Origin of the sequence: Streptomyces sp. RLB3-17 (assembly GCF_007113425.2) — a bacterium.
Lineage (GTDB): Bacteria > Actinomycetota > Actinomycetes > Streptomycetales > Streptomycetaceae > Streptomyces > Streptomyces mirabilis_D.
The window spans coordinates 5,541,882-5,566,141 of record NZ_CP041610.2 but is presented as its reverse complement, the minus strand read 5'-3'; the positions used below and the strand labels follow the sequence as shown (position 1 = coordinate 5,566,141).

Sequence of the window (24,260 nt, the reverse complement as noted above, 5' to 3'; positions counted from 1 at the left end):
CATCTTGATCGGTGCATGTCGATCCCCCGGCGAGGGAATCGCTGGGGGCATGACAGATGACGCCAAGGCGAGTGGGCTGTCGGACGAAGAACGGCTCGCCCAGCTCGGCTATACGCAGGTTCTCGCCCGCCGCATGTCGGCGTTCTCCAACTACGCGGTCTCGTTCACGATCATCTCGGTTCTTTCGGGGTGTCTGACGCTGTATCTGTTCGGCATGAACACCGGCGGCCCCGCCGTGATCACCTGGGGGTGGGTCGCGGTCGGACTGATGACGCTGTTCGTCGGGCTGTCGATGGCCGAGATCTGTTCGGCCTATCCGACCTCGGCGGGGCTGTACTTCTGGGCCCACCGGCTGGCGCCGACGAGGTCGGCCGCCGCCTGGGCCTGGTTCACGGGGTGGTTCAACGTCCTCGGGCAGGTCGCGGTGACCGCCGGGATCGACTTCGGCGCGGCGTCCTTCCTGGGCGCGTACCTGAACCTGCAGTTCGACTTCACGATCACGCCGGGCCGCACGATCCTGCTCTTCGCCGGGATCCTCGTCCTGCACGGGCTGCTGAACACCTTCGGGGTCCGGATCGTCGCCCTCCTCAACGACATCAGTGTGTGGTGGCACGTGCTGGGCGTCGGGGTGATCGTGGGCGCGCTGGCCTTCGTGCCGGACCACCATCAGTCGGCGTCCTTCGTGTTCACGCACTTCGTGAACAACACCGGCTGGGGCAGCGGCGTGTACGTCGTCCTCGTCGGCCTGCTGATGGCGCAGTACACCTTCACCGGGTACGACGCCTCCGCCCACATGACCGAGGAGACGCACGACGCGTCGACGGCGGGCCCGAAGGGCATCGTGCAGTCGATCTGGACCTCGTGGATAGCCGGATTCGTGCTGCTGCTGGGCTTCACCTTCGCCATCCAGTCGTACGACAAGGAGCTGGGCTCGGCGACGGGCGCGCCGCCCGCGCAGATCCTGCTCGACGCGCTGGGGGCGACGGCGGGCAAACTCCTGCTCCTGGTGGTGATCGGCGCGCAGCTCTTCTGCGGGATGGCGTCCGTCACCGCCAACAGCCGCATGATCTACGCGTTTTCGCGCGACGGGGCGCTGCCGTTCTCCCGGGTCTGGCACACCGTGAGCCCGCGCACACGCACGCCGGTCGCGGCGGTGTGGCTGGCGGCGCTGGGCGCGCTCGTGCTGGGGCTGCCGTACCTGATCAATGTGACGGCGTACGCGGCCGTGACGTCGATCGCCGTGATCGGGCTCTACATCGCCTACGTCATCCCGACGCTGCTGCGGCTGCGCAAGGGGGAGGCGTTCGAGCGGGGGCCGTGGCACCTGGGCCGCTGGTCGCGCGCGATCGGCGTCGTCTCGGTGGCCTGGGTCGTCGTGATCACGGTCCTGTTCATGCTGCCGCAGGTCTCGCCGGTCACCTGGGAGACCTTCAACTACGCCCCGGTCGCGGTCCTCGTCGTCCTCGGCTTCGCCGCGACCTGGTGGCTGGCGTCGGCCCGCCACTGGTTCCTCAACCCCGACCACGCCCGCACGGTCGCCCGCGTGGCGGCGCGCAAGGACGCGCCCGAACCGGTTGATCCATAGGGCTGTTCGCTGTTGGCGTGGCCGGGACGCGGATACCCGATCGGAGTCCCGGCCACGTCCGGCTATGCTCGGGGATGCATCGGCACGGGATCGAGACGGGCCGGCGTGTGGACCCTTAGCTCAATTGGCAGAGCAGTGGACTTTTAATCCATTGGTTGTGGGTTCGAGTCCCACAGGGTCTACCGAAAAGCCCCAGGTCAGAGGGAATCCGACCTGGGGCTTCGGTGTGTTTGGGGAGCGTGGGGCCCGAGGGCTCAGCCCGCCGTGAGTTCCGGCAGGGGGAGCGTGTGCTGGGTCTGGAGGACCTTGGCGCGCAGGTAGCGCACGTTGTGGGCGGTGGTGAAGACGCCCGTCGGGACGCGGTGGGAGACCGTGACGCCGAGGTCGCGCAGCTGCTCGGCCTTGTCCGGGTTGTTGGAGAGCAGGTCCACGTCGTCGATGCCGAGGGCCTGGAGCATCTGGGCCGCCGCGGTGTAGTCGCGGCCGTCCTCGGGCAGGCCGAGGGCGGCGTTGGCGGCGTATGTGTCGAGGCCCTGGTCCTGGAGGGCGTACGCGTCGAGCTTGTTGTAGAGGCCGATGCCGCGGCCCTCCTGACGGAGGTACAGGAGCACTCCGCCGCGCTCCGCGATCCGCTCCACCGCCTCGCGCAGCTGCGGGCCGCAGTCGCAGCGGGCCGAGCCGAAGACGTCACCGGTCAGGCATTCGGAGTGGAGCCGCACCAGCGGGGTCGCGCCGGGCTTGCCGAGCACGACGGCGAGGTGTTCCTTGTCGTCGGCGAGGCCGTGGAAGGTGACCAACTCCGCGTCGACCGAGTAGCCGTCGCCGAAGCGCAGGGGCACAGTGACGCGGGTGCGCACCGTGGCGGTGGGGAAATCGCGCATGTTGTCTCTCCGGTCCAGCGGGTGTCGTGCGAGTTGTGCCGGTGGTGCTTCAGTTTTGAAGCACTGCCTCGGAGACAGACAGTACACGGTGCTTTAAAGTTCAAGCAACGGCTTTGCGGGATTCTGTGTCGTACGGCTCACGAAGAGTGCTGTCGTACGGCTCACGAGGAAATGCCGTCGCCGACTACGAGGAACGCCGTCGCCGACTCAGGAAGAACGCCGTCGCCACGGCAGATCTTCCCCGCAGGCCCCGGGATTCTCCCCTTGGATGCCGCGGGTGATCGCCCCGCAGATCTCCTCCAGCTGCCCCACCTGCTCGGGGGTCAGTCGGTCGAAGACCGCCGTCTTGACCTGCTCCGCGTGACCCGGCGCCGCCCGCTCCAGAACGGCCATCCCCTCGTCCGTGAGGACCGCGATCTGGGTGCGCTTGTCGCTGTGGCAGCCCTCCCGGCGCACCAGGCCGTCGCTCGCCAGCCGGGTCACGCCGTACGTCAGCCGACTGCGGGTGATCTTCAGGGTCTCGGCGAGGTCGGTCATCCGCAGCCGCCGGTCCGGCGCCTCGGACAGCATGGCCAGGATGGAGTAGTAAAGGTGGGGCATGCCGGTCTCGGCCTGGAGCTGCCGGTCGATCGTGTCCTCCAGGAGCGAGGCGGCGGCGATGTACGCGCGCCAGGCGCGCTGCTCGGCGGGGGAGAGCCAGCGGGTCGTCATGCCGCCAGTCTAGGTATTGTTTAAAACTTGAACCACTAGGAGCCCTGCGCTCGGAGCTGGAGAGTGCGCCCCATGCCCCACCCCTATGTCCTGTTGTCCGCCGCCGTCTCCCTCGACGGCTTCCTGGACGACACCGGCCCCGACCGCCTGCTGCTCTCGGGCCCGGCCGACTTCGACCGGGTCGACGAGGTACGGGCGTCCAGCGACGCGATCCTGATCGGCGCCGGCACCATCCGCGCGGACAACCCCCGGCTGCTGGTCAACTCCGCCGAGCGGCGGGCGGCGCGGGTCGCCGCCGGGCGCCCGGAGTACCCGCTGAAGGTCACCGTCAGCGGCTCCGGCGACCTCGACCCGGACGCCCAGTTCTGGCACACGGGCGGCGAGAAGGTCGTCTATACGACGGACAAGGGCGCCGAACGCGCCACCGACGCCCTGCGCGGACTGGACGTCGACGTGGTCCCGACCGGCGCCGAGCTGGACTGGCGCGTCGTGCTCGAACACCTCCACGACGCCCGCGGGGTGCGGCGGCTCATGGTCGAGGGCGGGGGGCGCGTGCACACCCAGCTGATGACACAGGGGCTGGCGGACGAGCTGCAGCTCGCCGTCGCGCCGCTCTTCGTGGGGGAGCCGGACGCGCCACGGCTGTTCGGACCCGGGGGATATCCGCCGGGCCGGATGCGGCTGGTGGAGACACGACCGGTCGGGGACGTCGTCCTCGTCCGCTACGTCCCCACCGCACCCGGGGAAGGCGCCCTCGCGTCCGCCGCGGACCGGCACTGGCTGGGCGTCGCCTGCGAGCTGGCGGCGCTGTGTCCGCCGTCGGAGACCGCGTTCAGCGTGGGCGCGGTGGTGGTGGCGGCCGACGGCACCGAGCTGGCGCGCGGGCACTCGCGGGAGGGCGACGACCCCGTCGTGCACGCCGAGGAGGCGGCGCTCGCGAAGATCGATCCCACGGATCCGCGTCTGCGCTCCGCCACCGTGTACAGCAGCCTGGAGCCGTGCGCGCGGCGGGCTTCCCGGCCCGCGCCCTGTGCGCGGCTGATCCTCGACGCGGGGGTACGGCGGGTGGTCACCGCGTGGCGCGAGCCCGACACGTTCGTGACGGAGGCCGACGGCAACGGTCTGCTCGTGGCCGCGGGGGCGGATGTCGTCGTACTGCCGGAGTTCGAGGAGCGGGCCGTGGCGCCCAATCGTCACCTTCTCGCGGCCGGCTAGGGGCGGCCTCGCGGTCGTCCGCGAAAAGCCTGGTGAATCGGGCCCCGCGGATGGCGTACACTAATTTCAACGACGCGGGGTGGAGCAGCTCGGTAGCTCGCTGGGCTCATAACCCAGAGGTCGCAGGTTCAAATCCTGTCCCCGCTACTGAAGGCCAAGGGCCGGAACTCGGAAACGAGTTCCGGCCCTTGGTTTTTCCCGTTCACCGTCCCCGTTTTCCTGCCGCCCGGCGTTCCCGTTCGCCGTCCCGCCCCGGTTTTCCCTGTCGACCCGACTTTCTGTAGTCTTCCGCTCACTATGAGTCGTCATCGCTGGCTGGTCCGACGCGCGCCGGCGCTCGCGCTGCTGCTCGCCGTGTGCGCGCTGTTCCTCGGGGCCTGTCACGACGGTCACGACCTCGTGCCGGACGGCGGGAGCGTCGTCGCCCCGGCCGGGTACCACCACGAGCGCGGCGGAGCCGGCGGCGTCCGGTGGTCGGCCTCCGACTGACGTGTCCCCCGGTCGGCCCCTCCCCGCTCGCCGCCCGCCCCCGAGCCGGGAAGTCTGGACGGGTGGGGCAGCAGCAAGGAGGCGCGCAGCGGGCCGAGGAGCCGTACGGCGAGCCGTACGAGAAGCCGAGTGACGAGCGGTACGACCGGTCCGGTGGGCGGTTGCCCGGGGACCCCGTGCCCGATCCGGGGCTGGGGGACGAACCGGTGCCCAGCCCGGCCGAGGCGGACCGGCGCCGGATCTCCTGCGCGCGCAGCCTCGTCCGGGTGCTGCCCGCGCTGCTCATCCTGGTCGGCGCGTTCTACGACTACTTCACCCCGATGGCCTTCACCGCGGGCCCCCTCTTCACGGCCGCGCCGCTCGTGGCCGCCCCGCTCTTCTCGCTGCGCGGCACCGTGCTCACCGGCATCGCGGCGCTCGTCGCGGTGCTCACGATCCACATCCGGCTCGGCATCGTCTTCAAGGTGGACGCGCTCACGGAGGTCGCCACCGTGGCGACCGTCGGCGTGCTGGCCGTGCTCATCAACATCCTCGTCCGCCGCACCGACGAACGACTCGCCTCGGCCCACCAGATCGCCGAGGCGGCCCAGCGTGCCGTCCTGCCGGAACCCGACCAGCGGATCGGCGGCCTCGACGTCGCGGCGCGCTACGAGGCCGCGCAGGCGGGCGCGTTCATCGGCGGCGACCTGTACGCGGTGCAGGACTCCCCGCACGGCGTACGGCTGGTGGTGGGCGACGTACGCGGGAAGGGCATGGACGCGGTGGCCGCCGTCGCGGTGGTCATCGGGGCGTTCCGGGAGGCGGCCGAGCAGGAGGCCACGCCGGAGGCGGTCGCGCAGCGGCTGGAGCGGGCGCTGGCCCGCGAGGGCACCCGGCGCGAGGGCCTCGACGCCTTCGAGGGGTTCACCACCGCCGTCCTCGCGGAGATCACGCACGAGGGCGGCCTCGTCAGGATCGTCAACCGCGGCCACCCGCCGCCGTTGCTGCTGCACGCGGACGGAACGCTGGTCACGCTCGTCGCCGCGAACCCCGCACTGCCGCTCGGCATGGGCGAGTTGGGCAGCTGGCCGGACCGTGCCGAGGAGACGGAGTTCCCGCACGGGGCCACGCTCCTCTTCCACACGGACGGCCTGTCCGAGGCCCGCGACGCGCAGGGGCGCTTCTACGATCCGGCCGCGCGCCTGGCCGGACGGACCTTCCCCGGACCCGACGCCCTGCTGGCCACGCTCGTCGAGGAGGTCCGACGGCACACGGGCGGCGCCCTGACGGACGACATGGCACTGCTCGCCGTACGGCGGCCGTAGCCACGGAAGGGCGCGTTCTTGATCGATGTCACGAGGGGTGATCGGTCGATGCCCCTCCGCATAACAACTGACACACCGTCAAATAACCGCCAGGTAGGGAGGCGCGGCCAACTCGCCCGATTTCCGTCGGTCATGGGCGGTAAGTCCCGGCCAAAAGTGGTTAATGATCAGTACGAACAGCTTGGAATCCGGTACCCGCGTCTATTAACGTTCGATAACGCAGCGCGGTCGTCCCAGCCGTCACAAGAGTCGGCTCCGTGCGCACGCGCCGAATCCCGCAAGGGAACCGGGGAACCACCAACTTGGGGTGAATCGAGCGTCTTTCACGGTGGAGACACCGTGGGTTGACGCGCGTAGGAGACCTTCCTGCTCCGAACCCGTCAGCTAACCCGGTAGGCGAGAAGGAAGGAAAGGAGCACGCCCACGTGGCGTCCAACCGGCCTGCCCAGCCCACTTCGTTCCCGCCGAACGACACCCAGACTTTCGGCTACGCCTACGGCAAGGACGAGGGCCCCTGGGAGGAGTGGAACCCCACCGAGGATTCCATCCGTCCCCTCCGCGGCCGGCACCGCGTCTCCAAGCAGCGCGGCGGAGGACTCGCCCGCAGCTCCACGGTCCTGGGCGTCGGCGTCATCGCCGCCGTCGGCGCGGGCGGCATGGCCACCGCGGCGCCCGGCAAGCCGCCGGTCTCCATCTCGCTGCCCGACTTCTCCTCGGTCACCGCATCGGCCAAGGCGCTGATATCCGACGGCGGTTCCAGCACGCCGAAGGGCTCCGCCACCCCGCTCACCAGCGCCGGTGTGACCAGCGCTGACGCCGCGCAGGGCAACACGGATGCGGGCGAGGCGCTGCGCGCCCGCATCATCCAGCAGGCCGAGTCGCAGCAGGACCAGATCGACAAGGCGGCCCAGGCCGCCGCCGAGTCCGCCGCCGCGAAGAAGGCGGTCGCGCTGGCCGCCAAGCAGAAGGACGACGCCGAGGCCAAGGTCGCCGCCGCGAAGAAGAAGGCGGACGAGGACGCCAAGCAGAAGGCCGAGGCCGCGCGCCTCGCCGAGCTCGCCAAGAGCTTCTCGCTGCCGACCTCCTCGTACACCCTGACCTCCCGCTTCGGCGACGCCGGTTCCATGTGGTCCTCCGGCTACCACACCGGCCTCGACTTCGCGGCCCCCACCGGCACGCTGATCAAGGCCATCCACAGCGGCACGATCACGGAGGCGGGCTGGGCCGGCTCGTACGGCTACCGCACCATCCTCACCCTCGACGACGGCACGGAGCTGTGGTTCTGCCACCAGTCCTCCATCAGCGTCAGCGTGGGACAGAAGGTGGCCACCGGTGACGTCATCGGGCGCGTGGGCGCGACCGGCAACGTGACCGGGCCGCATCTCCACCTGGAGGTTCACCCGGGCGGCGGCAGCGCGATCGACCCGATGGCGTGGCTGCAGAGCAAGGGCCTGAACCCCTGATCGTTCCCAGGGGCCGTATACGGAATATGGCAATCCGGTACGGCTGTTGAAATAAGGCATGACTTCTCTACGCAAGCTCGGCTCCTCCGACCTCGAGGTCTTCCCGCTCTCCCTCGGCGGCAACGTCTTCGGCTGGACCGCCGACGAGGCGCAGTCCTTCGCCGTGCTCGACGCGTACACGGCCGGGGGCGGCAACTTCGTCGACACCGCCGACGGCTACTCCGCGTGGATCGCCGGCCACACGGGCGGTGAGTCGGAGACGATCATCGGCAAGTGGTTCGCCGCGCGGGGCAACCGCTCCGACGTCGTCCTCGCCACCAAGGTCAGTACCCACCCCGAGTACAAGGGCCTGTCCCCGGCGAACATCAAGGCCGCCGCCGACGCCTCGCTGCGCCGCCTCGGCACGGACTACATCGACCTCTACTACACCCACTTCGACGACACCTCGGTGCCGGTCGAGGAGATCATCGGCGCGCTCGACGAACTGGTCCGGGCCGGCAAGGTCCGGGAGATCGCCGCCTCCAACATCTCCGCCGAGCGGCTCGCGGAGTCCGTGGAGTTCTCCGACCGCGAGGGCCTCGCGCGCTACGTCGCCCTCCAGCCCCACTACAACCTCGTCTCGCGCGACACCTACGAGGGCCCGCTCCAGGAGGTCGCCTCCCGGACCGGCCTGGCCGCCGTCCCGTACTTCGCGCTCGCGTCCGGATTCCTCACCGGCAAGTACCGCCCGGGTACGACGGTCGACTCCGCGCGTGCCGAGGGCGCGGGCAAGCACCTCGACACCGAGCGCGGCATCCGCGTCCTGGCCGCCCTCGACGAGGTCGCCGGGGCCCATGACGCCGAGGTCGCCACGGTCGCCCTCGCCTGGCTCGCCGCCCGGCCGACGGTCGCGGCGCCCATCGCCTCCGCACGGACGGTCGAGCAGCTGCCGGCCCTGCTGGCGGTCGCCGACCTGACACTGACGGACGCGGAGGTGGCCAGGCTGACGGAAGCGTCCGCCTGAGGCCTACGACTGGTAGGGGTTGTACGCGGGGTACGGCGTCGCCGGGGCGGGATACGGGGTCGTCGCACCGGCGGGGTACGGGGGCGCGCCCGCGGGGTTCACCTGGCCGGGCACCGGCGCGTAGCCGTAGCCGGGCCACGGCGGCGGCAGCTGCGGCGGCACCGGTACGGCAGGGGCCGCCGCGTGGGCCGCGTACGCGAGGGAGGGGCGGGCGACCTCCCGGCGGCGCCACAGCTCGTGCAGCAACTCCCCCTCCCGTACGACGAAGTCGGCGTTGGCGCGACCACTGCGCCCCCGGTGCCGCAGAAACGCCAGCGAGGTCGCGTACGCCTCGTACTGCGCGACCGAGCGCGCCGCCGCCCTGCCGAAGTGGTGGGCCGCGTAGTCGCGGGCCAGCCGCCGCGCCCGCATCGAGCCGAGCGCGTACGGCTCGGGCGGGGTGAGCCACCCGGCCGCCGCGTACGCCGGAAGTTCGGTCCGTACGGTCTTCAGCTCCCGCTGCCGCGTCCAGATGACGAGGAAGGTGAGCAGACCGAACGCGGGCACCATGAACGCCCCGTACACCGCGTAGAAGCCGTACTCCCCGAAGTTCGACGAGCCGTTCCACATGGAGTGCATGCCCATCGCGAGCAGCAGTCCGGTCAGGGGCAGCAGGACGCGGCGCACATGCTGGCGCTCGGCGGACAACGCCGCGGTGCCGAAGCCGATGCCGGTGAGCACGGTGAACAGGGGGTGCGCGAAGGGCGACATCACGACGCGGACGAAGAAGGTCGCGGCGGTGACGGAGGCCAGGCCGTGGTCGCCGTTGAGCTGGTCCGTGCCGAAGGCGGTGCCGAGATAGAGGATGTTCTCGGTGAAGGCGAAACCGGTCGCGGTGACTCCGGCTATGACGACTCCGTCGACGATTCCCGTGAAGTCCCGGCGGCGGAAGAGGAAGACCAGGAGCACGGCGGCGGCCTTCGCGGACTCCTCCACGATCGGCGCTATGACGGTCGCGCCGAGGGTGTCGGCGCTGGACGGGTCGGCGGTGGCGGTCGCTATCCATCTGGTCGCGAAACTGTTGGCGACGATCGCTATCAGCGCCGCCGCGCAGGCGCCCCACGCGAAGGCGAAGAGCAGGTTGCGCCAGGGGCCGGGCTCCACCCGGTCAAGCCAGCGGAACGCGGCGACGAGGAGCGGCACGGGCAGCACGGCGAGGCCGAGCCCGACCAGGAAGCCCTCGGTGCCGGTCTGTTGGCGGACCAGGGCCAGGATGACGAGGCCGGAGAGCGCGAGCAGGGTGATCAGCGCGCCGTAGCGCACCCACTTCCGCTGCCACCAGTGCGCGTGCCGCAGTGCACCGTCGGCCGGCCCACCGGTGGGACCGCCGGGATACGTCGGGTACGGGGGGAAGGTGGCCACGGCATTGACCCTAACGAGGGAGGGGCGCTGCCCGCGACGGCGCCTGGTGGTGTTCGTCCGCGGGCCTTCAGTCGCCGGATGTGTCCTGGTCTCGGTGCTGTACGCGCCGGAACAGGAGGTCGTTCACCACATGACCCTTCTCCAGTCCCTGCCCCTCGAAACGGGTCAGTGGCCGGAAGTCCGGACGAGGCGCGTAACCGCCGTCCGGCCGGGTGTTCTCGAAGTCCGGGTGCGCGCTCAGCACTTCCAGCATCTGCTCGGCGTACGGCTCCCAGTCGGTCGCGCAGTGCACGAGGGCGCCGGGCCTGAGGCGGGTCGCCGCGAGGCTGAGGAACTCCGGCTGGATCAGCCGCCGCTTGTGGTGCCGCTTCTTGGGCCAGGGATCGGGAAAGTACACGCGCAGCCCGCTCAGGGAGTCCGGCGTGAGCATCTCCCTGAGCAGAATGATCGCGTCACCGTTGCCGACGCGGATATTGGTGAGTCCGTTCTGGTCCGCGAGGTTGAGCAGGTTGCCCTGCCCCGGCGTGTGCACGTCGACGGCGAGGATCCCCGTCTCCGGGTCCTCCGCCGCCATCCGCGCGGTGGCCTCGCCCATCCCGAACCCGATCTCCAGCACGACGGGCCGCTCGCCCCCGAACAACTCCGCGAGATCGATCACCCGCTGCCCGTCGATGTCGAGCCCCCACTTGGGCCACAGCCGCTGCAACGCGTCCGCCTGCCCCGTGGTGACCCGGCTGCGCCGCGGCTGGAAACTCCGGATCCGCCGCTCGAAGTGCGATCCGGCGGGGTCGGCCTTCGGACCGTCGGGGAACCGGGGCTCCCCCTTGGCCCGGACATGCCGATGGGGCTCACCTCCGGCGACGGAGCTGGACCGGGGCTCTTCGGGGGAGTCAATGGAGTCAGACACAGTGAGGACGATTTTACGGCGCCCCCGAGAGCACTCTCCCGCCGCCGCGGGCGCGTGGGGGCTGGTCGCGCGGTTCCCCGCGCCCCCAAGAGCGCTGGCGCGCATCTTTCAGCCCGTCCGGCGTCTGAGGACGAGGCCGTCAGGCCGATGGGGCACCGGGGCGCAGCCCCGGCCCCCCAGGGGCGCGGGGAACTGCGCGACCAGCTCCCACCGGCCCGCAGTCGACAAACCCACCCGGGGGTCTGGGGGCGGAGCCCCTGGGGATGGGACGGGTAGGGGCGGCGGGGCGAGAAACTCAGGTCGGTCACCCGTCACGTGCCCGCCAGCACCCCCAGCGCCCTGCGCGCGACCTCGCGGCCGATCGGGAGCGACGCCGTGGCGGCGGGAGACGGCGCGTTCAGGACGTGCACGGTGCGCGGGCCCTCCTCGATGAGGAAGTCGTCCACCAGGGTGCCGTCCCGCAGGACGGCCTGGGCCCGGACACCTGCCGAGGCCGGGAGCAGGTCGTCCGGCGTCACCGCGGGCAGCAGCCGCCGCACCGCCCCGGTGAACGCCGCCTTGGACAGCGACCGCCGCAGCTCCCCCGCCCCGTACCGCCAGTGCCGCCGCGCCATCCGCCAGGAACCGGGCCACGCCACGGCCACGCCCACCTCGCGGGGCCGGACGACCCCCCACCCGTACCCCTCCCGGGCGAGCGCGGGCACCGCGTTGGGCCCGATGTGGACGTCTCCGTCGATCCCCCGGGTGAGGTGCACGCCGAGGAAGGGGAAGGCGGGGTCGGGGACCGGGTAGACCAGGCCGTGGACCAGCTCGGGACGCGCCAGGGAGTAGTACTCCCCGCGGAAGGGGATGATCCGCATGCCGGGCTCGTCCCCGGCGAGGCGCGCGATCTCGTCGCAGTGCAGCCCGGCGCAGTTGACCAGCACCCGTCCCCGCACGACCGCCCCGTCCTCCGTGCGGACGGCGACGCCGAGCGCGGGTCGGCGGTCGATGCGGACGACCTGCGCCCCGTACCGGATCTCCGCCCCGGAGGACTCGGCGAGCTGCCGGGCCACGGCGACGAAGTCGCACACCCCCGTCGTGCCGACGTGGATCGCGGCGAGCCCGCGCACCTGCGGCTCGTACTCCGCTATCTGGGTGGGGCCCAGCTCCCGCACCGGAATCCCGTTCTCCCGGCCGCGCTGCACGAGCCCGTGCAGACGGGGCAGCTCGGCCTTGTCCGTGGCGACGATCAGCTTTCCGGTGACGGCGTGCGCGATGTCGTACTCCGCGCAGAACTTCACCATCTCGGCGGCGCCCCGCACGGCGTACCGCGCCTTCAGCGAGCCGGGCCGGTAGTAGATCCCGCTGTGGATCACCCCGCTGTTGCGTCCCGTCTGATGCCGGGCGGGGCCCGGCTCCTTCTCCAGCACCGTCACCCGCGTGCCCGGCGCGGCGCGCGTGATCGCATACGCCGTCGCCAGGCCGACGATCCCGCCGCCGATCACCAGCACATCGCAGTCGTAAGCGACCCGCACCTGTTCCACCTCCCGGCTTCAAGAGTGCACTGCGCCACTGACAACGCCTTCAAACCCAAGAAGTGGGCCGCGCCCCCGAAGGAGCGCGGGGCCGCGTCATTGTGCGGCTCCGCCGCGTGGGCGCGACCGGCCCCGGACAACCCGCAGCCGCAAGACCACGGCAACCCGGCAGACGCGAAGGCACCCACCCCTAGGCCGGGGCCATCAGCAGCGGCCGTGCCCGCTCCCTCAGCTCCACCACACGCGGTTCGTCGCCGTAGGGCTCCAGACGGTGCAGAAGGTCCTTCACGTACTCCGTCGTGCGCGCGGAGGAGATCCGCCCGGCGACCTCCACCGCCCGTACGCCCTGCTCGCATGCCGCGTCGAGATTGCCCGACTCGAGCTCGGCGACCGCCGACACCACCAGTCGCAGACCGTGGGAGCGTACGAACTCCTCCGTCGGCTTCGACAGTGCCTGCTCGGTGAAGCGGCGCACCTGACGCGGCGCCTTCAGATCGCGGTAGCACTCGGCCGCGTCGGCCGCGAAACGGTCGTACGAGTAGAAGCCGAGCCAGCTCGGGTCGTGGTCGCCGTCCCGGGCCCGCTCCAGCCAGCCCTCGGCGGCCTTCAGGGCCCCGCCGGCCGCCTGGGCGTCACCCGCGCGCGCGTGGGCGCGTGCCTCGACGAGACGGAAGAAGCTCATGGTGCGGGCGGTGGCGAGCCCCCGGTTGCGCTCGAGGGCTGCCTGGGCGAGGTCGACGCCCTCGTCGCCGAAGCCGCGGTAGGTCGCCTGGAGGGACATCGAGGCCAGTACATAGCCGCCCAGAGGGACGTCGGCGGCGGCTCGGGCTAGGCGCAGGGCCTGGATGTAGTAGCGCTGGGCGGCCTCCTGCTGGCCCGTGTCGAAGGCCATCCAGCCCGCCAGCCGGGTCAGCTCGGCACTCGCCCCGAACAGGGCTCTGCCCACCTCGTCGGAGTAGGCGCCGAGCAACAGCGGTGCCGCCTCGACCCGCAGACATTCCGGCACCATCGACGAACGCCAGTCGCCACCTCCGTACTTGGAGTCCCAGCGCCTGGCGTCCTCTGCTGCCTCGCGGAGCTTCTGCACATCGCTGTGGCCGACTTTCAGTGGTGCCCCGGAGCCCTCGGAAGGGTTCACGTCCCGCGCCACCGAACTGTCGGCCGGGGTTATCAGCCACCGTGAGGCGGGAGTCGCGTAAGCGCTCACTGCGAAGGATCCCGCCAGGGACTGCCAGATGCCGCCACCGCCGGCCCGGCGGCCGGCGAGGTCGAGGCGGTACAGCTCGGTGGCGGACCGCACCGCCTGCCCGACGTCACGGGGGAAGGCGAGGCCCACTTCGGGCGCGGGATCCGCGTCCGCCAGGCCGATCTCGTGGAGCGGCACCGGGCGGCCGAGCTTCTGACCGATGGCGGCCGCGATGAGATGCGGCGCCGCACCCTGCGGCACCATTCCCTTCGACACCCAGCGCGCCACCGACGTCTTGTCGTAGCGAAGAGTCAACCCGCGTTGAGCGCCAAGATCGTTGACGCGCCGCGCGAGTCCTGCATTGCTGATTCCCGCGAGGGCGAGAACGGCGCCGAGTTTTTCGTTCGGCCCGCGTTGCTCCCTGGACATGCGCCACCCCTCGACACAGACGGCTGCCGCGCTGGCATAACCATGCGGCATTCGTAAACCCAGCGTAGTTCGCCGCATCCCAAGCGTTAAGGGGCGTTGTTCCGGATGGCGGGATTGTGGTCCGTACGGAAGTACGGACGGTTGCATCGTGCTCCCGCTGTGTGGCTGTGCGCCCGTCCGTGCGCTCTTCTCCGGCCACCGGGGGAGCGCTTCCATGGATCGTGCGTGGGTCGGCCCGCTGTACTGGATCCAGTGGGCTGGGGGACACCGCCGCCTACATCCCCGCGGGCGGCGGACCGGTCCGGGAGGCGAACTCCGCCTCCCGGACTGTGCGTTGCCGGAGCGGTGCGCTGGGCCTGTACGGAGCGTGTGCACGCCTGTCCGCCCGCAGCCGATTTGGCCGAAAATCGACGGTGGCCTTTGCGGGCAAATAGCGCTCCTACCACGTCACTTGAGGGCGCATGAGGTGCTTTCGGGGAGCGTACCGGGGGCGCATTCGCGTCGCCGATCCACCCCCGCCCACTCGTCGTTCCCAGTGAATCCGTCGTGATCGCCTTGCCTCGGGCGGGTGTTCGCATCTGCTTCGGATCGGCTTTGCAGCGGCCTCCCAACGGCGCGAACGTATTCGCGGGGGCGCATTCCAGGGGGCGCAAGCCGCTCCAGGGGCCCTCCCGTACGCGGTCTTCGTGGCAGCATGGAGCCGAGTTCGTACGGTGCACTGGTTGTCCACAGCCTGTGGAGGCGTCGATGCGGTGGTTGGTGGGGTGGAGCAGTACCGCCACCAGAGCGCCCGAGATCGGCCTGGCGGGCGCCACCGGAAGCGACGGCGAGACCGTGCACCCGGTGGGCTCCCAACTCCTGTGGGGCGACCCCGATCCGCTCTGGGCGGTCGGCGACTGGCGCCCCGACGAGGTCCGCGTCATCAAGGCCGACGCGCAGAACCGGATCGCCGTCCTCGGCACCTGCGGGGCGAGCGACGAGGAACTCAAGGTCGGCCTCTTCGCCGCGCGCGGCGGCGCGCTGCGCCACCTCACCGCCTGGTCCGGCAGCTACACCGCCGTCGTCCAGGTCGGCCGCCGCACCACCGTCGCGGGCGACCTCGCGGGCGCGCGGCCCGTCTTCCACACCCCCTGGGCCGGCGGTACGGCCTACGCGACCGCCGCCCTGCCGCTGGCCGACCTCATCGAGGCCAACCTCGACTTCGGGCACCTGGCGGCCCTGCTCGCCGCCCCGGACGTACCGGCCGCGGTCCACGACTCGACCCCGTACGAAGGCGTGCGACGCATTCCGCCGGGGCACGCGCTGATCATGCGCGCGGGTGCCCGCGAGGTCGCCGGCTACGAGCCCGTCGCCTCCCTCGCCGTCGCCGCGCCCACCGCGGACCCCGACAGCGCGGTGGACGGTGTCCGGGACGCCCTGGTGGAGGCCGTACGCGCGCGACTCGCCGCTCCCCGGCACGTACCCGGGACCGACATCGACCCCGGGCCCGTACCCGGGATGGGGCCCGCGGAGCGGCGTGCCGCGCGCGGGATGCCCGTACCGGGAATCGGGGCCGACCTCTCCGGAGGGCCCGCCTCCGGGACGCTGGCCCTGCTCGCGGCGGGGCTGCCGGGGGCGCCCGGCACGGTCCTCGGGCACGGCACGGGCGCCGGTGAGCGGCTCCTCGCCGTCACCTTCAACGACCTCGCCGTGCGCGGACGGGAGGCCGAGGTGGAGCGGGCCGGGACGCTCGCCGCGAACCCCCGGCTGCACCACGTGGTCGTCGCCGGGGGCGAGGAGACGCTTCCGTACGCCGACCTGGAGGGGCCGCTGACGGACGAGCCGGGGCCGTCGCTGGTGACGGCGGCGCGGCACCGTGCGCGGCTGTCCTCCGGCAGCGCGGACCACTTCACGGGGTACGGGGCCAGGCAGGTCCTGGACGCGCACCCCGCGCGGCTGGCCGACCTGCTGATGGACCGCAAGAGACGCCATCTGGTCCGGCCCGTCGCCGCGTTGGCGAAGGCGGACGGTTCCGTCATGGTTCCCGCGCGCGTGTACGGCGCCGCGCGCAAGCTCGCCCGTACGCCGTACCGGACCGGCGTCGACGTTCTCGCCGACCGGCTGCTGCACCGGCGCTTCGACGAACCGGGAGGCGCGGTGGGTGCGTCACTCGCTGCGCTCACCTGGGCCAGGCCTGGTCCCGCGGCGCGTTGGCTGACCGGTGAGGCGCTGGCTGAAGTATCGGTTCGCCTACAAGGAGCCGCAGGTCGGACGGGGGCGGTCGGTCCCGGGCAGCGGCCCGGTGACTTCCGCGCCCGGGCGGCGCTCGCACGCCACGCCGCCGATCTCCGCGTCCTGGAACAGGCCGCCGAGATCCGCTTCCAGCGGCTGCACGCGCCGTTCCTGGACAACCAGGTCGTCCGCGCGTGCCGGGAGTTGCCTGAGGCGCTGCGGGTCCAGCCCGGGGCGCGTGCCGCGATCCTCCGGACCGTCCTGGAGGGCGCAGGGGTGGCCGACCTGCCGCCCGGCTGGGGCGCGCCCTCGCACGCGTCCTCGGCGGCGGCCGCGCGGACGGGGTTGCGGGTGGCCGCGGATTCCCTGATCGCTTTGTTCGACACTCCTCTGCTGGCGCAGGCGGGGCTTGTCGAGGCACGGGTCGTCCGCAAGGCGCTGCGGGCGGCCGCGGCGGGGGAGCCGCTGCCGCTGGACGGGCTGGCGGATCTGGTCTCCCTGGAACTGTGGCTGCGCCGCCTGCTGGCCCGCCGCGGCACGTGCTGGACGGGCACGCCCGCCCGCCAACGGGCCGTACCCGCGGGGATCGTGCCGCAGGGGCGGGCGTTGGGGGCGGGGGCCGGGGGGCGGGGCTAGCGGCTGGCCGGCCGGCCGGCTCTGGGTCGTCTCTGCGTCGTCGGTGGGTCGGGGCCGCGCCGGTACGTCGAGCCCGTCGCCGCCGGATCAGGCCTTGCCCTACAAGGAGCCGCTTCCAGACCCGAACGTAAGCGACGGGCTTACGACGCACCGGCACGGCCCCTCCCGCGCGCGGACGGCTGCGGGCCGGTGGGGCCGATGGGGCCGATGGGGGGCCTGGGGCGCAGCCCCGGCCCCCCAGGGGCGCGGGGAACTGCGCGATCGGCCCCCACCGGCCCGCAGCCGGCGAACTCACCCGGGGGTCTGGGGGCGGAGCCCCCAGGTTGAGGATGGGACGGGTAGGGGCGGCGGGGGCGGAGAAACCGGGTGTGGGCCGGAGCGGAGGCCCGCCGGGGAAAGCCTCGGCTCTGCGCACCGGGCGAGGTGAGAATAGGCGGGTGCGGTACAGAATCCTGGGGGTCGCCCAGGCGGAGGATGAACAGGGTGCCCCGGTCGCGCTGGGCGGCCCCCGGGTACGCGCCCTGCTCACGGCGCTCGCCCGACGAACGGACCGCACGACCACCCCCCAGACCCTGATCGACGAGGTATGGGCGGACGACCCCCCACTGGACGCCCCGGCGGCGCTGCAGGCCCTGGTCGGCCGCCTGCGCCGAGCGATCGGCAAGGACGCGGTCGCCTCGGAGGCGGGCGGCTACCGATTGCGGGCCACGAGGGACGACGTGGACCTGTTCGTCTTCGAGCGGCAGGTACGGGACGGCAAGGCCGCCCTCGATCGCGGCGACGCGTCCACCGCCGCCCACACCCTGCGCGACGCCCTCGCCCTGTGGCACGGCCCGGCCCTCGCGGACCTCCCCGACCGAGACGCCGCCACCCGCCTGGACGCGCTCCGCCTGCAGGCGACGCGCACCCGCATCGACGCGGACCTGCGACTGGGCCGCGCCCCCGACGTCGTACCGGAGTTGAAGGAGCTGACAACCGCCCACCCGTACGACGAGGCCCTGCACGTCCTGCACATCCGCGCCCTGCGCGACGCGGGCCGGGGAGCGGACGCGCTGGCCGCGTACGAAGGGGTGCGCCGCGCCCTCCAGGAGGGTCTGGGTGCGGATCCCGGCCGGGAACTGCGGAGGCTGCACACGGAGTTGCTCGACCCGGCGGGAGCGGGCGGGCCGGGGCCCATACCCGTGGACGCCGACCATCGCGTACGGCGGGAAGAGGACGGGGCGGGGGCGGGCACGGGGCGAGGGCGTCGCGTCGGCTCCTTCGAAGAGCGACAGACTCCGCGTCCGGCCGAGGGCGGACACCTCCCCGGCCCCGACCCCCGCCTGGACCCCGAACGCACCGGCAACCTCCGCCCCCGCCTGAACTCCTTCGTCGGCCGGGAACCCGAACTCGACGCGATCCGTTCGGATGTGCAGAGGGCACGCCTGGTCACGCTGACCGGACCGGGCGGTTCGGGAAAGACCCGCCTCGCCGAGGAAGCCGCCGCCGGGCTCCCGCAGGCCTGGCTGGTCGAGCTGGCCCCGCTCGACCGGCCCGAGGCGGTCCCGGGCGCGGTGGTCAGCGCCCTCGGTCTGCGCGAGACCGTCTTGATGACCCACGAGATGGCGATGGTCGGCCAGGACGACCCGCTCGGCCTGCTCGTCGAGTACTGCGCCCCGCGCAGCCAGCTCCTGATCCTCGACAACTGCGAGCACGTCATCGGCGCGGCAGCCGAGCTCGCCGAAACCCTGCTCACCCGCTGCCCGGGGCTCACCATCCTCGCCACCAGCCGTGAACCCCTCGGTGTCCCCGGTGAGTTGGTGCGCCCGGTCGAGCCCCTGCCGCCCGACCCCGCGCGCCGTCTGTTCATGGAGCGCGCGTCGGCCGTACGTCCCGACGCCGGCGCCGCGCTCCACGACTCCGAGGCGGTGGACGAGATCTGCCGGCGGCTCGACGGCCTGCCCCTGGCCATCGAGCTGGCCGCCGCGCGCCTGCGGCTGCTGTCACCCCGCCAGATCGCCGACCGGCTCGACGACCGCTTCCGGCTGCTCACCTCCGGAAGCCGCACGGCGCTGCCCCGCCAGCAGACCCTGCGCGCGGTCGTCGACTGGTCCTGGGACCTGCTCGACGAACGGGAGCGGGCCGTGCTGTGCGAGGCGTCCGTCTTCGCGGGCGGCTGGGACCTCGCGGCCGCCGAAGCCGTCTGCACCGGTTCCCTCACCGGTTCCGTCGCTGGTTCCCTCGCCGGGCCGGTCGCCGGTGGCGTGGCCGATCTTGTCGGTGCGCTCGTCGACAAGTCACTGATCGTCGCGACCCCGTCCGTCCCGTACGACGAGGACGGTGGCGGCGGCATGCGGTACCGCATGCTGGAGACGATCCACGAGTACGCCACCGAGCGCGCCGCCGAAGTCCCCGAGCTGCGCGCCGCGGCCGAGCGGCGCCACCGCGCGTGGGTGCGTGACCTCGTCGAGGAGGCCGAGCCACTGCTGCGCTCCGCCGCGCAGCTGCCCTGGATCCACCGTCTGGAGACCGAGCTCGACAACATCCGGGCGGCCCTGCACCGCGCGATCGTCGCCGGCGCGGAGGAGGACGCCGGTGCGCTCGTCCTCGCCATGGGCTGGTTCTGGTGGCTGCGCAACTTCCGCCGTGAGGGCGGGGAATGGACGGATCGCCTGCTGCGGCTGGGCGCGGCGCTCGACGCGAGGCGCGTCGGGTCCGAGGCGAACCGGACGCACGGCGGGGAGGGCGGCGACGGTGGTGGCGGTGGTGGCGGTGGTGACGGGTGCGAGGGCCGCGGCGGTGGCGGCGGTGGCGGCGACCCCTTCGCCGAACTGGATCGTTTCGACCCGCTGGCCGCCTTCCTCGACGCCCCGGACCACGAGGAGTCCCATCCGCTGCACGGCATGCGGATGCGGGCGCGCATGCTGCACCTGTTCATGCTGGTGGACATCGATCCGTTGGACGCGGGTGAGTACCCGTGGATTCCGGAGTACATCCTGCGGGTGCGGGACTTCTTCGAGAAGGGCGGTCCGGACGCGGCGACCATGCCGGGCATCGTCTGGCCGATGACCGCCTTCTTCCTGAGCGGTTGGCACGACGTGCGTCCGTCGATGGACGCGGCCCTCGCCAACTGCCGTGCGTACGGCGGTGAGTGGGAGATCGGCGTCACCCTGATGTTCCGTACGCACATGGTCGTCGACGCCCCGGGCGGCATGCCGGGCGTGGACGACGACCTCGCGGAGCTGCGGGTGCTCAGTCGGCGGGTGGGCGACCGCTGGGTGCGCGCCCAGGTGTGCAGCGCCGCGGGGGAGGCGGCCATGGCGCGCGGTTTCTACGACGAGGCCAAGGGCGAGTACGAGGAGGCACTGCGGCTGGCCTTCGAGGTCGGCGCGTACGCCGAGACGCCCTTCCTCATGGCGCGGCTGGCCGAGCTCGCCTACCGCGCGGGCGAGCGCTCGCAGGCGCTGGCCGCCCTGGACGAGGCGAGCGCCGCGGCCGAGCGGTACAGCGTCACGGACTCCGGCGCCTTCGTCCGTCTGCTCCGCGCCCAGCTGGCCCTGGACGACGGCGAGGTCGCCGTCGCGCGTGAACAGTGGGAGCAGGCGTGCGAGATGACCACCCGCGGCACCCCGCCGCCGCAGTTCATGGCGGCGCTGAACTGGGTCGAGGCGCTCGTGACGGCCGCCGAGTCCGGCCCGGAGCCCGGCCTGCGCAAGATGGTCGACGCGTTGGCCGGTGCGGTGACGGGGCGGTGCGCCGACGTGGTGACGGCGAGCCTCGTCGAGAGTGCGGCGGGCTTGTTGTCCGAGCTCGGCGACCATCCCCGAGCGGCCCGTCTGCTCGCCGCGGGTACTTCCTGGCGCGGCGGTCACCCCCGTCCCACCCAGGAGCGCACCGGGGCCGAGCGCACGGAGACCGCCGCGCGTACCGCTCTCGGTCCCGTCCGTCATGAGTCCGCGCGGACGACGGGGGCGGGCTTCACCCAGGCCGACGCCCTGCGGGAGCTCGCGGAGGCGCTGAAGGAGTACGAGTAAGAAGTACGAGTAGGGCGTACGAGCAAGGTGCACGGGTCGGGGCGAGGGAGTGGTTCACCTCACTGGCACTGGAACTTGGACTCCGCCCAGTCCGCCAGGGCGACCGCGTCGAATCTCGTGTGCGGTTCGACGGCCAGCCGAACCGTTTTGCGGCCGGTGAGGTTCACATGCACGGGGATCGCGGGTTCGCCGCCCTTGACCAGAGGCGACTGCCACAGGCGCGCTCCGTCGGCGTACACGGAGAAGCTCACCTGACCGAGGCCCAGCGTCAGGTCGTCCACGCCGACCAGTGCGTCGTACGCCGAGCAGCTGCGGTTGAGGTCGATGGTGACCGAGGACTCGCCGTGCACGGTCACGCCGTGGGTGTACCGCTGACCCGCGATCGAGACCCCCCATCGCTGCCACACCCAACTGCTCTCGCCGAGCCGCATCTCGGGCTTGGTGTGGTCACCGGTGACGTCGTACTTCAACTCGTTCCACTGGTAGACGACCGGTGCGGGAGGCGGCGGCGGGGTGGGTGTCGGAGTGGGGGCCGGTGCGGGGGCGGATGTGGGGGTGGGCTTCGGCTTCGCCCGCGTCGGGGTGGGTGTGGGTGACGGCTCGGGTGTGGGCTTCGGGGCGGGCCGGGGAGTCGGGGTCGGGCTGGGCTTCGGTGCGGAGGCCACCACCGGGGCCCCTGGCGCGGGCTTCCTCGACGGAGTCGGCGTCGGCGTCGGCCGTGGCTGTGGCTGTGGGGCTTCGACCACCGGTGAGGTGGCCGGCGGCTTGGCCTCGGGCTTGTTGGCCGGGCTGCCGTTGCCGACGAGGGCGAGTGCCACCGCCGCCGCTGCCACCGCGACGACCCCCGCCGCGATACCGGCCTTCACCGGCGCGCCGAGCCCCTCCGAGGCCGCCGCGCCGCCCCCGGCGCCCGCCCCGCCCGAGCCGCCGCTCGCCGCCCCGGCCGCGCCCGCCGTCCCGCCCGAGCCGCCGCTCGTCGCCGCCGTTGCGCCCGCCGCCCCGGCCGCGCCCGCTCCGGCGCCACCGGCGATGAGCGCGACGGCCTTCGCGTACCCGGCGGCACCGAACCAACCGATGACCGCGACCGGCACGACCGCGGGGATCCCGCCGGCGACTTCCTTGATCTGGCCCGCGGCCAGCCGACACTTGGCGCACTCCTCCAGGTGCTTGCGCAGTCCGCGCTCGGCCCGGGTGCGCAGGCCGCCGCGGGCGTAGGCGCCGAGCCGGTCGGCGTAGCGCGCGCACTCCTCGTCCATGGTGAGCGTGGCGCTGACGTGTGCCTGGAGGTAGGCCTGCTTGAGGCCCTCGCGGGCGCGGCTGGCCAGGACGCGGGTGCCGTTGGCGTCGAGCCCGAAGAGCGTGGCGACCTCGCTCGGGGACTCGTCCTCGACCTCCGTGTGCCACAGCACGGCCTGCCAGCGCTCCGGCAGCGACCGGAACGCCTGCATCGCCATCGACTGCTCGGCCTCGTGCATCGCCCGTACGTCGGCGCCCAGGTCCAGCGTTTCCTCGTCGGACACCTCGGAGGTGCGGGAGGACTGCGCGGCGAACACCGCGAAGTCGTCGACCAGTTGTTCCCGTTTCGCGGACTTCGTCCAGCTCGCTGCGACGCGGCGGACCGTGGTGAGCAGATACGCGCGTACGGCGTGCTGGGGGCCGTGGCCGCGGCGGACCGCCTGGAGCATGCGGGCGAACACCTCGGCGGTGAGGTCGTCCGCGGTGTGCGCGTCCCGGCAGCAGGTGCGGGCGTAGCGACGGACGGCTTCGGCGTGACGGCGGTACAACTCCTCGTACGCCGTGTCGTCGCCCGCCCGCATCCGCCCGATCAGATCGGCGTCGGAGGGCGGCGGCTCGATCGGGGGTGGCAGGACACCGTCACGTCGGTCGAACCGGTCGCGCTGCGCCGGAACACTGGCGTCCCTCGGGGCACCCGAAGTGCCCGGAGCATCCGATGGACCCGAGGGTTCCGGGGTGATGCCCGACGGACCGCCCTGGCTCGGTACCTGCCGCGAGGGCGACCCGCCGGCCTCCGCGCCACCGTCACCGAGTGACTCGTCCCGCCCGTCAACGCTCATCGCGGAAAGCCCCCGCCTGCACACTCGGACCCGAATACCGGGACAGAGTGCCACACGCTTCAGGGACGGGACCCCACCGCACGGACCAACCACTCGTCCGTGGGGACTTGCCACACGACAGCACTAGTGGTCACCCGTTTGGGGAATAGTCAATAAACGCCCCCCACAAGGCAGTTGCGCCACGGCCGGAATGCCCGGACCCCGAACTCCATCACCTCGGACATCCGTCACCCCGGACATCCGTCACCCCGGCCGCCGTCACGCCGGCCGCGAGCGCAGCCCCTCCAGCAGGATGTCCAGCAGCCGGGCCGAGGCCGCGGCCTGCTGGGCGGCATCCGGCAGCGAAGGCGCCGCCGTGGCTATGACCAGCAGTACGTCCGCCACGGTCACGTCCGTCCGCAGCTCGCCCGCCGCGCGCGCCCGATCCACCAGCCGGCCCACCACGTCGAGCAGCGCGGCCGCACCGGCGTCGTCGGCCACCGAGGCCATGGCCTCCTCCTCGGGCGCCGACCGCTGCTCGACGAGCCGGAGCTCGGGGGCGAGCTGGGACCGCTGCTGCGGCACCCGCGCCTCGTCCGCCGAGGGCCCGTCCTCCGCGACGCCGACCCGCAGCACCTGCGGCGGCAGCAGCCGCCCGGCACCCGAGGCCACCGACGTACGCAGGAAGCGCGAGAGCGCCGACCACGGCTCGTCCTCCTGACCGAGCGCCGCGCGCGCCTGGTCGGTCAGCCGGGAGGTCTCCTCCTCGGCTATCCGACGGACCAGGACGTCCTTGCTCGGGAAGCGCCGGTACACCGTGCCGACGCCGACCCGGGCGCGCCGCGCCACGTCCTCCATCGGCGCGCCGTACCCCAGCTCGCCGAAGACCTCGCGCGCCGCGCGCAGTACGTGCTCCAGATTGCGCTGTGCGTCCACCCGTAGCGGCGTCGTCCGCGATCCGTCCACCGGACCGCGGCCGTTGCCGCCCGTTGCCGCGCCGACCGTGCCACCGGACGCGATGGCAGACGCGGAAGACCAATGAGCATCCTGAATGTGCATAAGCGTTCCCCCGGTAATGACGTCTCCCCCCGGAGACTCTCCCCGCCATTGGAAGCCGGAGCGAGCGGAACAAGCTTGATTCACGAACCCGTCGTGCGGACTCGTCGAGCGCATCCCCCTACACCCCGTCGACACACGAACATAGTTGAGTGGGGGTCAATTCAGAAGGGGCAGGTTCCGCACGGAGCGCCCCCCG

16 protein-coding genes, 2 tRNA genes and 1 riboswitch are annotated in these 24,260 nt (G+C 72.4%); of the genes, 10 read left to right on the top strand and 8 right to left on the bottom strand.

From position 1 onward, the window contains the following. The first annotated feature begins 49 nt into the window (after positions 1-49). Together FNV62_RS25230 and FNV62_RS25225 are read left to right on the top strand one after the other, a co-directional pair. Positions 50-1,585 carry an amino acid permease gene (locus FNV62_RS25230; protein WP_097285328.1) on the top strand — a complete coding sequence of 512 codons (1,536 nt, stop codon included), beginning with the start codon at positions 50-52 and terminating at the stop codon, positions 1,583-1,585. A gap of 109 nt (positions 1,586-1,694) precedes the next feature. Then, positions 1,695-1,767 (top strand) — tRNA-Lys (locus tag FNV62_RS25225). Between the two features lie 72 nt (positions 1,768-1,839). Here the strand turns inward: FNV62_RS25225 and FNV62_RS25220 are convergent. Beyond that, complete coding sequence (locus FNV62_RS25220) at positions 1,840-2,466, bottom strand: GTP cyclohydrolase II (protein ID WP_143602215.1); 627 nt, start codon at positions 2,464-2,466, stop codon at positions 1,840-1,842. A 207-nt stretch (positions 2,467-2,673) separates the two neighbouring features. Then, positions 2,674-3,177 carry a MarR family winged helix-turn-helix transcriptional regulator gene (locus tag FNV62_RS25215; protein ID WP_054230266.1) on the bottom strand — a complete coding sequence of 168 codons (504 nt, stop codon included), beginning with the start codon at positions 3,175-3,177 and terminating at the stop codon, positions 2,674-2,676. Between the two features lie 72 nt (positions 3,178-3,249). Between FNV62_RS25215 and FNV62_RS25210 the strand changes: the two genes are divergently transcribed. The 6 genes from FNV62_RS25210 to FNV62_RS25185 all read left to right on the top strand — a co-directional run bounded on the left by FNV62_RS25210 (position 3,250) and on the right by FNV62_RS25185 (position 8,651). After that, entirely contained in the window at positions 3,250-4,392 is a 1,143-nt protein-coding gene (locus FNV62_RS25210; protein ID WP_097285327.1) for a dihydrofolate reductase family protein, read from the top strand. A gap of 73 nt (positions 4,393-4,465) precedes the next feature. Then, positions 4,466-4,539 (top strand) — tRNA-Met (locus FNV62_RS25205). Positions 4,540-4,689: 150 nt separating this feature from the next. Then, complete coding sequence (locus FNV62_RS25200) at positions 4,690-4,881, top strand: hypothetical protein (protein ID WP_097285326.1); 192 nt, start codon at positions 4,690-4,692, stop codon at positions 4,879-4,881. A gap of 161 nt (positions 4,882-5,042) precedes the next feature. Further along, on the top strand, positions 5,043-6,185 hold the full coding sequence (locus tag FNV62_RS25195) for a PP2C family protein-serine/threonine phosphatase (protein ID WP_211179897.1): 1,143 nt from the start codon (positions 5,043-5,045) through the stop codon (positions 6,183-6,185). Positions 6,186-6,441: 256 nt separating this feature from the next. Continuing rightward, a riboswitch (cyclic di-AMP (ydaO/yuaA leader) is annotated at positions 6,442-6,599 on the top strand. Positions 6,600-6,610: 11 nt separating this feature from the next. After that, positions 6,611-7,648, top strand: coding sequence for a M23 family metallopeptidase (locus FNV62_RS25190; RefSeq protein ID WP_097285324.1), 1,038 nt, complete (start codon positions 6,611-6,613; stop codon positions 7,646-7,648). A 58-nt stretch (positions 7,649-7,706) separates the two neighbouring features. Next, positions 7,707-8,651, top strand: coding sequence for an aldo/keto reductase (locus FNV62_RS25185; protein ID WP_143602213.1), 945 nt, complete (start codon positions 7,707-7,709; stop codon positions 8,649-8,651). A gap of 3 nt (positions 8,652-8,654) precedes the next feature. Here FNV62_RS25185 and FNV62_RS25180 read toward each other — a convergent pair whose 3' ends face one another. The 4 genes from FNV62_RS25180 to FNV62_RS25165 all read right to left on the bottom strand — a co-directional run bounded on the left by FNV62_RS25180 (position 8,655) and on the right by FNV62_RS25165 (position 14,091). Continuing rightward, a complete protein-coding gene (locus tag FNV62_RS25180) occupies positions 8,655-10,052 on the bottom strand; it encodes a PrsW family intramembrane metalloprotease (protein WP_143602212.1) in 1,398 nt (465 codons plus the stop codon). 67 nt (positions 10,053-10,119) lie between these two features. Continuing rightward, entirely contained in the window at positions 10,120-10,959 is an 840-nt protein-coding gene (gene trmB / locus FNV62_RS25175) for a tRNA (guanosine(46)-N7)-methyltransferase TrmB (RefSeq protein ID WP_099921855.1), read from the bottom strand. A 311-nt stretch (positions 10,960-11,270) separates the two neighbouring features. Further along, complete coding sequence (gene lhgO, locus FNV62_RS25170; protein WP_225900364.1) at positions 11,271-12,476, bottom strand: L-2-hydroxyglutarate oxidase; 1,206 nt, start codon at positions 12,474-12,476, stop codon at positions 11,271-11,273. Positions 12,477-12,666: 190 nt separating this feature from the next. Then, positions 12,667-14,091 (bottom strand): hypothetical protein, encoded by a 1,425-nt coding sequence (locus tag FNV62_RS25165; protein WP_060901701.1) that lies wholly within the window; start codon positions 14,089-14,091, stop codon positions 12,667-12,669. A gap of 747 nt (positions 14,092-14,838) precedes the next feature. Between FNV62_RS25165 and FNV62_RS25160 the strand changes: the two genes are divergently transcribed. Both FNV62_RS25160 and FNV62_RS25155 read left to right on the top strand, forming a co-directional pair. Beyond that, positions 14,839-16,938 (top strand): asparagine synthase-related protein, encoded by a 2,100-nt coding sequence (locus tag FNV62_RS25160; RefSeq protein ID WP_097285320.1) that lies wholly within the window; start codon positions 14,839-14,841, stop codon positions 16,936-16,938. 437 nt (positions 16,939-17,375) lie between these two features. Beyond that, positions 17,376-20,951: an AfsR/SARP family transcriptional regulator gene (locus FNV62_RS25155; protein ID WP_225900363.1), complete on the top strand. Its 3,576-nt coding sequence runs from the start codon at positions 17,376-17,378 to the stop codon at positions 20,949-20,951. Between the two features lie 59 nt (positions 20,952-21,010). Here FNV62_RS25155 and FNV62_RS25150 read toward each other — a convergent pair whose 3' ends face one another. Together FNV62_RS25150 and FNV62_RS25145 are read right to left on the bottom strand one after the other, a co-directional pair. Beyond that, positions 21,011-23,026, bottom strand: coding sequence for a sigma-70 family RNA polymerase sigma factor (locus FNV62_RS25150; RefSeq protein WP_143627166.1), 2,016 nt, complete (start codon positions 23,024-23,026; stop codon positions 21,011-21,013). 258 nt (positions 23,027-23,284) lie between these two features. Then, positions 23,285-24,064: a TetR/AcrR family transcriptional regulator gene (locus FNV62_RS25145; protein ID WP_143627164.1), complete on the bottom strand. Its 780-nt coding sequence runs from the start codon at positions 24,062-24,064 to the stop codon at positions 23,285-23,287. Positions 24,065-24,260: the final 196 nt, after the last annotated feature.